This is a genomic window from Gracilimonas qinghaiensis (assembly GCF_046602855.1).
In the GTDB taxonomy this organism is placed as follows: Bacteria; Bacteroidota; Rhodothermia; order Balneolales; family Balneolaceae; genus Gracilimonas.
This window is the reverse complement of record NZ_JBKINJ010000001.1, coordinates 1,245,873-1,257,716: the sequence shown is the minus strand read 5'-3', so window position 1 is coordinate 1,257,716 and position 11,844 is coordinate 1,245,873. Positions and strand designations below refer to the sequence as shown.

Sequence of the window (11,844 nt, the reverse complement as noted above, 5' to 3'; positions counted from 1 at the left end):
TACGCTTTATGTTTTTAAGATTTCATTCTGTTAAAGAAAAAAATCTCACAAATCAGTATCTCTCCCTGAAAATTGATACAATGGAATTATGGAATCGCAAGAACAAGAAAAATCCAGCTTCTGGAAAAAATACGCCAAAATAACCGTTGGGATCATACTCGGATGTTTGATTGGGTTTTGCTTGCTGATCCTTTTATTACGATGGGTCAACCCACCGTTCACTGCTTTTACCTTGCAAGAGGAATGGAATGAGTTTGAACAGGAAAGGTACAGTTTGAGGGAAAGCTGGATTTCTGCCGATGAAATTCCGGATCATTTAAAATTGGCGGTTATTGCTTCAGAGGATCAGCGCTTCTATTCTCACTGGGGACTTGATCTGACTGCAATCGATAAGGCACTTGAAGAGAAAGAGAAACGAGGGCGTATCCGCGGAGCAAGTACCATCACACAGCAGGTTGCCAAGAATTTGTTTTTATCACCTGCCCAAAATTATTTAAGAAAAGGAATTGAAGCTGGGATTGCCGTTTTGATTGAACTGCTTTGGACTAAAGGCCGTATCCTTGAAGTGTATGTTAACATTGCTGAATTTGGTCCGGGGATATACGGCATAAATAAGGCTTCAGAATATTATTACGGGAAACCGGCCTCCGGACTCGATCCAACTGAGTCTGCCCGGATGGCTACGGTACTTCCAAATCCAAAAATTATTGAGCCAGAACCGCCTTCTGAATATGTACTTGGCAGGAGCCAATGGATCCTTCAAAATATGGAACAGCTAAGTGGCTTACACTATCTCCCTGAGGCTGATACCTCTGATACTCTTCCATACATTGAAAAAAGGCCGGACTCATTAGTACTTTCAGGCTCATTAAATATCAGTGTTTTTGGTCTGGATACTCTCCTGCCCTCCCCTAAAATGGATACAGTATCAATAGAAATTGAAAAGGATAGTTTAAAAGATTAGTATTCAAACATATTCCAGGGCTTCCCTGATGGTTTTGGCGCTTTAAATGTCATCAATTCCTTAGTAGTCGGGTGTTCCAGTTCCAGTTTGACTGCCCTTAAGGCAATATCCTTACCTTTAGCTTCCTGCTGATCTCCATATTTATGATCTCCCCACAGAGGATGTCCCTCTTTGGCAAACTGCACCCTGATCTGATGCGGTCGTCCCGTAATAAGATCCACTTCTATCACGCTATAGTTATCATTTGTCTTTATAGTAATGAATTTTAAACGAGACTCTTTCGCTTCAGCTTTTGGTGAAGTGTAAGCCTTTACCGTGTTTGAGCGGTTATCTTTTTCCAGAAAGTGAACTAATTCTCCATAGACCGGTGCCTGACCTTCCACCAACGCCCAGTAAGTCTTGTTGATAGTCCTTTTTCGAATTTGATAAGAGAGTCGTGAGGCTGATTTGGAAGTTTTAGCCAGTACCATCACTCCACTGACCGGTCGATCCAACCGATGCACCAATCCCAGGTACACATTTCCCGGCTTATTGTACCTTTCTTTGATGTACTGCTTGCAAAGGTTCAAAACATCAGAATTACCGGTATGATCTTCCTGTGAAAGCAAACCTGCCGGCTTATCGATCACCAATAAGTGATTATCTTCAAAAATAATGGGGATGTTGGGAGAGGTCTGTGTTGTTTCCATAGATCTGAAATTAGGGAATCTATGAACTAAAAATGGATGATTTTTCAGCAGGGAACCGTCTGACCATTGAACTAAGCTCTGAAAGCAGTAATTCCAGGAAGTTGATCCGATGAATAAATTCGGGCATTTGTTTATAAACTCACCGCCATCATTCTCAATGTTCGAAGGGAGTGTCGTTTTAACCTTATTTTCAGATTCAGGTGGTAACTGCTAAAGTGTAATCAAAAAATAGGATCAGAGTTTTTGACAAACATTCCGACTTGAGTTCCTGGTTGAGTCAAAGGCTTTATCTCAAAACGTTGCAAGCATGAGCTTCAAAATTACACGGTGTAACGAGAAATGAGGTTAATAACGATAAGTAAAACGATTCGGTCTATCGAAATTATTTTAATAACGCATGAATTTACTGCTTCGCGTTATACTGTGTTCAAAATTCTCTTATCTTTGTGCCATGAGCAACGAAGGACAAGTCAATATCTCTGAAAAAGTAGCCAATTTACCTACTTCGCCGGGTGTTTACATTTACAAAGATGCCAATGATTCTGTGCTGTATGTGGGTAAAGCCAAGCGGCTGCGAAATCGCGTTCGGTCGTATTTTCAGGAATCCCGGCCGGTAGATGGTCGTATAAAAACTATGGTTTCCAAGATCGATGATCTGGACGTTTTTGTAACCGATTCAGAGGCGGAAGCTCTCATTCTGGAGAATAATCTCATCAAACAGTATCAACCGCGGTATAACATAATGTATCGGGATGACAAGTCGTATCCTTACATTTGTATTACTAACGAGACCAAACCGCGGGTGTATCCAACGCGAACGGTGGTAAAGGATGGCAGTAAATATTTTGGTCCATATGATAATGTAGGGGCAATGAAGCGGATGCTGGAGACTATCCGAAAAGCTTTTGGCCTATGTACTTGTGCTGTTTCACAAAAGAATATCGATAAAACAAAAAGTGTCCCAAATTGGCACTCCTGCTTTGATGATTACCTCGAAAACTGTTCCGGTGATTGGGATGATGAGGTCTACCAGGCAACTATAAAAAAAGTGGAGCGGATGCTGAACGGGCAGACCGATCAGTTAATCCGTGAATTGAAGGAAGAAATGCAGATCGCCTCTGATGCATTAGCCTTTGAAGAAGCGGCTCAACTGCGCGACAGTCTTGAGGCTGTTCAACACTATAGTCAAAAGATGAAGATGGTGGTTTCCAAGAAAGTGGATCGGGATGTATTTGCGATCCGAAAAGACGAGGAAATTGGCGAAGCGTGTGGCGTGCTATTCAAAGTACGTGAAGGAAAGATGATCGGAAAATTCCATCGATTCCTGAAAAATATTGAGGGATTGGAAATGGGAGAGATGCTGCAGTCTTTTGTTGAAGACTACTATACCGGTCAATATATGGCCGCCATTCCGGATGAAGTATACCTGAGCCATGAGTTACCGGAAACAGAGCCCTTAGAGCAATATTTGCAGCAGGAGCGAGGAAAGATCGTTCCCGTACATGTGCCACAGATCGGGGAAAAGAAGCAGCTCATAAAAATGGCTCAATCAAATGCCAAACTTCATTTGAATGAACGCGCACTTGAAAAAGCTAAAGCCGAACGCGATCGTATACCGCATGCAATAAAAGAACTCAAAGAACATCTTAAACTAGATCGTCTACCGCGGAGAATCGAGTGTTTTGATAATTCAAACCTGCAGGGTAGCGATCCGGTAGCTTCCATGGTCTGCTTTGTAGATGCCAAACCCCGAAAAAGTGAGTATAAACGGTTCAATATAAAAACCGTTGAAGGGCCAGATGATTTTGCCTCAATGAAAGAGGTGCTTTCCCGACGTTATTCACGCGTGATGAAAGATGGTTTGCAAATTCCGGATCTTATCATTGTGGATGGTGGAAAAGGTCAGCTAAGTTCCGCTGTAGAGGCCCTAAAAGAAATCGGTTTTTATGGTGAATGTGAGATTATTGGGCTTGCAAAACGTCTTGAGGAAGTGTTTTTACCGGGAATGAAGAACCCGATCATGATCCCAAAGAAATCATCCTCCCTGAAATTATTACAGCATGCACGTGATGAGGCTCATCGCTTTGCTATCACTTTTCACAGACAAAAAAGAGCTAAACGTACAGTAAAAACAGAGTTGCTTAATGTTGAGGGTGTAGGAGAAAAAACAGCTCAGAAACTACTGACCGAGTTAGGTTCGGTTAAAGAGATCCGCAAAAAAAGTCTTCCTGAAATACAATTGGTAGTTGGTGAAAAAATTGGTAAAAAAGTATACAATTATCTTCAGGATTAAACGTATTTGCCTCGTTGGTGATTAACTCGCATTAACATGTTATTTGAATGCTGTACTGCATGTGTTAGAATGGACCTAGACGAAAATATGATAACTCAAATTTAACGTCTACACGTTCTGATAAAACATATTGAAACATTTAACCATTAATATTGTTTGATATGTTGAGAGCAAAATCCCAAATTAAGGGTGACTATTATGAAATTAATTAAAAGACACGTAGAAAAACCGGATTACAAAGGTCTTAAAGACCGCGAACTTGTAAAATATTTCAGAAAGAATGGAGACGAATCTGCATTCAACGAGCTCATGAACCGTCACCAGCAAAAAATTTATTCATATATCTACAGCATGGTGATGAATCCTGAAATTGCCAATGATCTGTTTCAGACTACTTTTACCAAGGTTATCACCAAGATGGATGATACCTACAATGAACAGGGTAAATGGATCGCCTGGGTTATGAGAATTGCTCATAATGCAACTATTGATTATTTAAGAAAACAAAAGCGATTTATTGACGTTAGTGGATGGAGTGATGAGGACTCTTCAACGGATTATTTCGATCGTATGGAAGATGAAAGCATTGTGGATGCAGACGAACAGCTGGTGGATGATGAAACCCGCTCAAGTTTGATGAAACATATTGCCAAACTTCCTGAAGAGCAGCGTTCAGTAGTTCTTTTGAGACATTATTATGAAATGCCTTTTAAAGAGATCGCTGAACTTACTGATGTATCCATCAACACGGCTTTAGGTCGTATGAGATACGCACTCATAAATCTGAGAAAACATTTCGAGGAAGAAAGAGAAAAAGAAAAACATGCACAACACGGATGATCATAAGGCTATTCGGTATCTGATGAAGGAAATGGACCCTTCTGAGGAGCTGGAATTTGAAAAACAAATGCGGGAAGATGAAGATCTATTGATCGAAGTTGAAAGCCTGAGAGCTACTAAAAAAAAGCTTTCGGCACTTCCTGATCTGAATCCCCCCAAAGAAATAACCAATAACATAGCCCAAAAAGCAGAAGAAGCAGCAAAACAAAATGCAGGGTATAGCTATAAAAGCATCTTTGTTAGAGCTGCTGTAGCTGCAGCTCTATTGGCTTCATTGACGGGCGGTTATTTATATTATAGTTCGATTCCCGTTGAAACCGCGTCAACAAATATAGCAAATAGTCAAACAGTTGAGCCTTGGGTAGACCGTAACGACATTCTTAGATATGCGGGCGAAGAGCCAAATACTTCTGAAACAGCTGTTCATCCCGATCTGCTTAAAAGTTACGAAAAACTTCAGCTTGTGAGTGAACCGATGGGTAATACCAGCTCTTCTAACAGGGTCTTGCTTACAGGTTCTTCTAATTAAATAATTGTCGTCCAATGCCTTAAGTAATTAATGTGGAAAACTCTTCCCTTAAATGTGAATAAGTATTTTTGTATGGCAGTAGACCTCGCTTTATATTGGTATTTATCATAAAACTATTACAAGCTTAAAGCAGGATTTAATGGGAAAAGTAATATCAATTGCCAATCAGAAAGGTGGAGTAGGAAAAACAACTACGGCAATTAACCTGGCTGCCAGTTTAGCAGCTATTGAACATTCAACGCTTGTTATAGATATCGATCCGCAAAGTAATACAACTAGTGGGTTGGGCATCGATACAAAAACGGTGACTAATTCTATATATGAGGTTATGATCGGTAGCACAGAAATTGATGAGACGATCAGGCAAACAGAATTGGATTTTCTTGACCTGGTGCCAGCACACATCAATCTTGTAGGTGCGGAGATCGAGATGATAGATCGTGACCAGCGAGAGAATATTCTGAAAAGAGCCATCGAAAGTGCCCGTGAAAAGTATGATTTTGTGATCATTGACTGTCCACCATCTTTAGGACTTCTTACCATCAATGCACTTACTGCTTCAGATTCTATCGTTATTCCTGTTCAATGTGAATATTTTGCACTGGAAGGCTTAGGGCAGCTTTTAAATACAATCAAAATCGTACGGCAGCATTTGAATCCTGAGCTGGATATCGAAGGCGTACTTTTAACTATGTATGATACTCGCACAAGATTATCAAATCAGGTTGCTGATGAGGTTAAAAGATATTTTGACGATAGGGTTTTTAAATCTGTAATAGCAAGAAACGTTAGACTGGCAGAAGCTCCTAGTTTCGGTAAACCGGCATTGCTCTATGATTCAACCAGTGTTGGTGCTAAAAATTATCTTGCTCTGGCTCGGGAGATCATCAAAAATAATAAGAAGCTATTCAAGAACAGCCCGGTTCTCACTGATTAATATTTAATAACTATGGCAACAAAAAAAGTTTTAGGGCGTGGTTTAGGTGCTTTTTTCCCTGAATACCGTGACGAAGATAACGTTGGTGCAGGTGAACAGGCTCAAAAAGGCGAAGGTGTAGAAAAAAGTTTTGTTAAACCGGAAGACAGAGTAAACATTGTGCTGTTTGTACCGGTAGACCACATTAGAAAAAACCCGCATCAGCCCCGTAAAGAGTTTGATGAGGAAAGACTTGAAGAGCTGGCTGATTCCATACGCGAACACGGTCTCATTCAGCCCATAACAGTCAGATATATAGGTGAGAAAAGGTTTGAACTGATCAGTGGTGAGCGGCGACTCAGAGCTGCTAAGCTAGGTGGACTTAAGGAAATTCCAGCCTTTATAAGAGAAGCTGATGACGAGCAGAGTATGGCGTTTGCTCTCATAGAGAATATTCAGCGGGAAGAACTTAATCCGCTTGAAGTTGCCCTGGGATATAAAAGGCTGCTTGAGGAATTTGATTACACACAGGCACAAGTGGCAAAACGGGTAGGTAAAAACAGGACTACAGTCACTAATATGTTACGCTTGTTGAATCTGCCTGATTTTATTCAATCAGCTCTTAAGGCAAATAAGATATCCATGGGGCATGCTCGTTCATTGATCACGATAGAGGATGAGGGCATTCAAAAGAAAATCCTTGATAAAGTAGTAGAAGAGGGCATCTCGGTGCGCCAGATCGAAGATGAAGTCCGAAAAGTAAGCTCTCCCACAAAAAGCAACAGCGGTAAAAAGAAAACAGTGGAGGATACTTCTACAGACCCATTTTATAAAGATATTTCCGCCAGGTTACGCCGTACATTCAGTACAAAAGTAAATGTGAAACCAAAAAAAGAAGGTGGTGAGATCAGGATTGAGTATTATTCAGATGATGACCTTGAACGCATATTGTCAATCCTTGATACGGTCGATTAGTATTCTCGTACTTTTGATAGCATTGTTCCCTTTGAAGAGTTTAAGTCAACCTGTCAAGGAAAATAATCATAACCGACAATTCCGTGCATTCCAGCCGGATAACTTGATTTTAGATTCCTCAAGTGTAGAATTTCCGGACCCTAAAAAGGTTTTAAAGCAGTCACTTATGATCCCCGGTTGGGGACAGGTTACGAATAAGCAGATCTGGAAGGTGCCAATAGTCTATGGGCTTTTGGGTGGGCTTACATATTACAGTATTCAGCTCCACAGTGATTATAAGGATTACAGGGCTGCATACTATAATTTAAATCCTAACACCCCTGATGACCTGAGATTTGGGCCAACACCAGGTTACATTCCCCAGAACTCAAGCCTTGAAGCATTACGGCAAAACAGAAATTTTTATCGGAATCGGCGTGACCTTGTTTACGTTTTTATTGGGCTTTCATATGCATTGAATGCCATCGATGCTTATGTTTTTGCTCACCTGAGGTCCTTTGATGTGAGTGATGACCTCTCACTTCGTACGAATATTGAACCGGTACTAATTGCACAAAATACATTCAGATCAGTACCTACTGTATTATTTACTATAAATTTTTAGAAATATATGACCAAAGAAGAAAGAGAATTTCAAAATCAGCATCATTCCAAAAGCATTGATCGGGATATCTGGAGTGTGTTTAAGATCATGGGTGAATTTGTGGAGGGTTATGACAAGCTCTTTCAGATCGGACCGTGCATCTCAATTTTTGGTTCAGCAAGAACAACTCCAGAAAATGAGTACTATCAACTTGCAGTTGAAACTGCGGATAAGATCACTAAAAAAGGCTTCGGAGTAATCACCGGTGGTGGTCCCGGTATTATGGAGGCAGCTAATAAAGGTGCTGAGCTTGCCAAGGGTAAGTCAGTAGGTTTGGGGATAAGCCTTCCATTTGAGCAGGGTATCAATCAGCATGTGGATCCGGATTTCATGATCAATTTCAATTATTTCTTTGTTCGTAAGGTGATGTTTGTAAAGTACGCGCAGGGATTTGTGGTATTTCCCGGTGGATTCGGAACATTGGATGAGCTATTTGAAAGTCTTACACTGATCCAAACCCGAAAAATTGATCAGATCCCGATCATTTTATTTGGAAGTTCCTACTGGGAGGGATTGGTTGACTGGATAAATAAAACAATGAAAGGATGGGGCACGATATCAGATAAAGATACGGACCTATTTCACGTTACTGATTCAACTGATGAAGTAGTAGATATAATTTGTGACTTTTACAGCCAGAAAGAACCAATGCCAAACTTTTAATTCAAAAAGGGAACATTCTCCTCTCATTTTTGATAAAAAATACTAAAACATTAAAAAAGCAGTTATTAATTTAATATCAGTGTCATTTTTTATTAAATTCGGCGCTGCAACTAACGATAAAACTCAATATAGATATGAAGGTTTTTAAAATAAGTTTACTTGCGTTGGTCTTAGGGCTAACAGCAACTTCTATTCATGCTCAAGACAGAACGCAAGCAGTTCAGCTGTATAATGCAGGCCTTGAAGAAGCACAATCTAATAATTACGACGCTGCGATCTCTTCATTTGAACAGGTCGTTACGATGGCTAACCAGTTGGGACCTGAAGGTGAGGACCTTAAGCAAAATGCAGAGAGCCAAATTCCAAAGATGTATTTTGCTAAAGCGCGTACTTCTTATCAGCAATTTCAACAAAGCAAGGAGATTGCTGATCTCGAAAAAGCGATCAACGATTTTAGAGAGGTTATCAGCGTAAGTGAGGAGTATGGTGATACCCGGTATGCTCCAAGTGCCCAGGGTGCTATTCCTCAATTATATTATAGCAAGTCTGTAATTCTTTACAGTCAGAATGAGATAGCAGCTGCAGATGAAGCCGTAGACCGAGCCCTGAACCTGAATTCTAATTACGCTGCCGCTTACTACCAAAAAGCCAAGATCTTTAAGAAAATTAATGATACCAACAAAGACGGTATTATCGATCAGAATATTGATGACATGCTGGAATGGTATGACAGAGCTATTCAGGTAGGAGATGCAACCAACAAAATAAATATTTCCAATAAAGCGAGGGATGCTGCTCACGATGAACTTCTTGCAGTAGGATCTAAAGCAATTACCAATGGAGAGGTCGATACTGCTATTGAAACACTGAACAAGGCGCTTGACTACAATAGTGATTCAGCAGATGTACATTACCGTTTGGCTGAAGCTTATAATAAGAAAAACAATGCTCAGCAAGCTATTGATCACGCCAACCGTGCACTTGAATACGAAAATGGTGGTAGAACTGATAAAGCTAAGATCTATTTTGAATTAGGCTTTGCTTACCAAACTCTTGGTGATAAGTCGAATGCTTGTGATGCGTTTTCAAATGCACTTTACGGGTCATTTAGAGCTCCGGCTGAGCATAAGATGGAATTCGAGCTGAAATGTGATTCAACGGCAGAATAATAGTTTGTTACATATAAGTGATATGAAAGCCGCGTTCTTCACGAGCGCGGCTTTTTTTATGCAATAAATCTAAGAATCCTTTTTATCCAAAATCCTTAATTGGTATCTTTAAGACCTTTCTCAATCCAACACCTTTAAAATAAATAAAAGCTTTTTATGCCTGCATCTAAACTTGATCAATTATGCGTTAATACAATCAGAACTTTGTCTATTGATGGGGTTGAAAAAGCTAACTCTGGTCATCCGGGTATGCCAATGGGGATGGCTGATGTAGCTTATGTACTGTGGACAAAATTTTTAAAGCATAATCCCAAAAATCCGGAATGGCTAGACAGAGATCGGTTTATTCTATCTGCCGGTCACGGTTCAATGCTGATCTATAGTTTATTGCATTTAACAGGATACAACCTGAGTTTAGAAGAGATCAAGAACTTCAGACAAATGGGAAGTAAAACTCCTGGTCACCCCGAATATGGAATGACACCCGGTATTGAAACTACGACCGGACCTTTGGGGCAGGGTTTTGGAACAGGTATTGGGATGGCAATGGCTGAACATTTTCTTGCCGCAAAGTTTAATAAAGAAGATCAGTGTATTATTGATCATTATACGTATGCTATTGTTAGTGATGGTGATTTAATGGAGGGTATCTCCCATGAATCAGCATCTATGGCAGGCCATATGGGATTGGGTAAGCTAATTTACCTCTATGACTCAAACAGGATATCAATTGAAGGATCAACTGATATTACGTTTACAGAAGATGTATCCAAACGTTTTCAAGCTTATAAATGGCATGTGATCGAAATTGACGGACATGATCATGATAAGATCGTAGCTGCTATTGAGGAAGCACAATCTGTGACAGATAAACCGTCTTTGATAGTATGTAAGACTCATATAGGTTTTGGAAGTCCAAACAAGCAAGACAGTGAATCATCCCACGGTTCACCACTTGGTGAAGAGGAGGTAAGACTAACGAAGCAAGCGTATGGTTGGGAGAGTGAGGAGCAGTTCTATATTCCTTCGGAAGCCTTAGATAAATTCCGCGAAGCAATTGAAAAGGGCCAAAAAGCTGAGGATGAATGGAATACTGTTTTAGAATCGTACGAAAAAGATCATTCTCAGGAATTTCAAGAATTCAAAACATGGATGCGCAGAAAGATCTCAGATAAATTAACTGAATCGCTTCCGGTCTTTAAAGCAGATAAAAAGGGTATAGCAAGCCGTGCAGCTTCCGGGAAAGTAATAAATGCTATTAAAGATGTTATTCCAAACTTATTTGGGGGTTCAGCAGATCTTGGTGGAAGTACAAAAACTGATATTGAAGGCTACGGATCATTTATCGAGGATTCGCCCACAGGAAGGACTGTGCATTTTGGTGTCAGAGAACACGGCATGGGTGCTGCTGTAAATGGAATAACCCTTCATGGCGGATTGATACCTTACGGTGCTACTTTCTTTGTATTTACCGATTACATGCGACCGGCGATCAGACTGGCTGCGCTTATGAAAATTCCATCCATTTTTGTGTTAACACATGATAGTATCGGATTGGGTGAAGACGGACCAACTCACCAACCCGTTGAGCATCTGTCTAGTTTGAGAGCTATGCCAAATGTCACAATTCTACGACCGGGTGATGCTAATGAAACATCTCATGCATGGAAAGTTGCTTTGGAAAATGAAAACGGTCCGACACTGCTTGTCCTAACACGTCAGAATCTGCCTACGCAGGAACGAACGTCTTCAAACCCAGCTGATCTGGTAAATAAGGGAGCCTATATCTTCTCAGATTCTGATAGTGAAACGCCTGAAGCCATCATTATAGGAACCGGTTCAGAGCTTCAGTATGCCATTGAAGCGAAGGAAACACTTATTGATAAGGGAGTAGATGTCCGTGTGGTAAGTATGCCAAGCTGGGAGTTATTTGAGAATCAGGATACATCATACAAAGAAAGCGTACTTCCAAAATCAGTCACGAATAAAGTATCTATTGAAGCAGGAGCAACTTTTGGCTGGGAACGATATGTAGGCCCAAAAGGTAAATCGATAGGTTTAGATTCCTTTGGTGAATCAGCTCCTTATGAAGAGCTTTACGAGCATTTTGGTATTACAACTGAAGCTGTTGTAGAAGCCGTTTTAGAGAATAAATAAGCAAAT

General features: G+C 40.4%; 11 protein-coding genes. 10 read left to right on the top strand and 1 reads right to left on the bottom strand.

Annotated elements, in window-relative coordinates; translation table 11 throughout:
• Nucleotides 1–88: 88 nt before the first annotated feature.
• On the top strand, nt 89–964 hold the full coding sequence (mtgA, locus tag ACKGJO_RS05640) for a monofunctional biosynthetic peptidoglycan transglycosylase (RefSeq protein WP_411322430.1): 876 nt from the start codon (nt 89–91) through the stop codon (nt 962–964).
• On the opposite strand, the gene ACKGJO_RS05635 is transcribed toward mtgA, so the two are convergent.
• Nucleotides 961–1,653: an RluA family pseudouridine synthase gene (locus ACKGJO_RS05635; protein ID WP_411322429.1), complete on the bottom strand. Its 693-nt coding sequence runs from the start codon at nt 1,651–1,653 to the stop codon at nt 961–963. The two genes, mtgA and ACKGJO_RS05635, sit on opposite strands and share 4 nt — an antisense overlap.
• Before the next feature lie 451 nt (nt 1,654–2,104).
• Here ACKGJO_RS05635 and uvrC point away from each other — a divergent pair, with 451 nt between their 5' ends.
• The 9 genes from uvrC (at nt 2,105) to tkt (ending at nt 11,838) form a co-directional block, all read left to right on the top strand.
• Nucleotides 2,105–3,946 carry an excinuclease ABC subunit UvrC gene (gene uvrC, locus ACKGJO_RS05630; protein ID WP_411322428.1) on the top strand — a complete coding sequence of 614 codons (1,842 nt, stop codon included), beginning with the start codon at nt 2,105–2,107 and terminating at the stop codon, nt 3,944–3,946.
• 198 nt (nt 3,947–4,144) lie between these two features.
• On the top strand, nt 4,145–4,786 hold the full coding sequence (locus ACKGJO_RS05625; RefSeq protein WP_411322427.1) for an RNA polymerase sigma factor: 642 nt from the start codon (nt 4,145–4,147) through the stop codon (nt 4,784–4,786).
• Nucleotides 4,770–5,315, top strand: coding sequence for an anti-sigma factor (locus ACKGJO_RS05620; RefSeq protein ID WP_411322426.1), 546 nt, complete (start codon nt 4,770–4,772; stop codon nt 5,313–5,315). The genes ACKGJO_RS05625 and ACKGJO_RS05620 overlap by 17 nt, the downstream gene beginning before the upstream one ends.
• Before the next feature lie 139 nt (nt 5,316–5,454).
• Nucleotides 5,455–6,252 carry a ParA family protein gene (locus ACKGJO_RS05615; protein ID WP_411322425.1) on the top strand — a complete coding sequence of 266 codons (798 nt, stop codon included), beginning with the start codon at nt 5,455–5,457 and terminating at the stop codon, nt 6,250–6,252.
• Nucleotides 6,253–6,264: 12 nt separating this feature from the next.
• On the top strand, nt 6,265–7,206 hold the full coding sequence (locus ACKGJO_RS05610; RefSeq protein WP_411322424.1) for a ParB/RepB/Spo0J family partition protein: 942 nt from the start codon (nt 6,265–6,267) through the stop codon (nt 7,204–7,206).
• A 31-nt stretch (nt 7,207–7,237) separates the two neighbouring features.
• Nucleotides 7,238–7,810: a DUF5683 domain-containing protein gene (locus tag ACKGJO_RS05605; RefSeq protein ID WP_411322423.1), complete on the top strand. Its 573-nt coding sequence runs from the start codon at nt 7,238–7,240 to the stop codon at nt 7,808–7,810.
• A 6-nt stretch (nt 7,811–7,816) separates the two neighbouring features.
• The gene (locus ACKGJO_RS05600; RefSeq protein ID WP_411322422.1) at nt 7,817–8,512 is read left to right on the top strand and encodes an LOG family protein; all 696 of its coding nucleotides are present in this window, start codon (nt 7,817–7,819) and stop codon (nt 8,510–8,512) included.
• Between the two features lie 134 nt (nt 8,513–8,646).
• Entirely contained in the window at nt 8,647–9,681 is a 1,035-nt protein-coding gene (locus ACKGJO_RS05595) for a tetratricopeptide repeat protein (protein ID WP_411322421.1), read from the top strand.
• Nucleotides 9,682–9,837: 156 nt separating this feature from the next.
• Nucleotides 9,838–11,838 carry a transketolase gene (tkt, locus tag ACKGJO_RS05590; RefSeq protein ID WP_411322420.1) on the top strand — a complete coding sequence of 667 codons (2,001 nt, stop codon included), beginning with the start codon at nt 9,838–9,840 and terminating at the stop codon, nt 11,836–11,838.
• Nucleotides 11,839–11,844 lie beyond the last annotated feature (6 nt).